Raw genomic sequence first — 223 nt, forward strand, 5'->3', positions numbered from 1 at the left:
ACAGTTGTTGTTTCTTTTGCGTTTTGATTATCCGTTGTAGTTTGTCCAGATCCTGTATTATTACCTTCATCTGTTGGTGGTGTCGTTGGATTTTCTCCATTATTTCCTTCACCTGTTGGTGGTGTCGTTGGATTTTCTCCATTATTTCCTTCAATTGTTGGTGGTGTCGTTGGATTTTCTCCATTATTTCCTTCACCTGTTGGTGGTGTCGTTGGATTTTCTC

General features: G+C 39.9%; 1 protein-coding gene. It reads right to left on the bottom strand.

Translation table 11 applies throughout. From position 1 onward, the window contains the following. Positions 1-223, bottom strand: a 223-nt coding sequence (locus MR083_RS27480) for a hypothetical protein (RefSeq protein WP_242270148.1), incomplete at both ends; no start/stop codon positions are given.

It is taken from the genome of Bacillus cereus group sp. BfR-BA-01408 (assembly GCF_022663305.1).
Classification (GTDB): domain Bacteria; phylum Bacillota; class Bacilli; order Bacillales; family Bacillaceae_G; genus Bacillus_A; species Bacillus_A pacificus.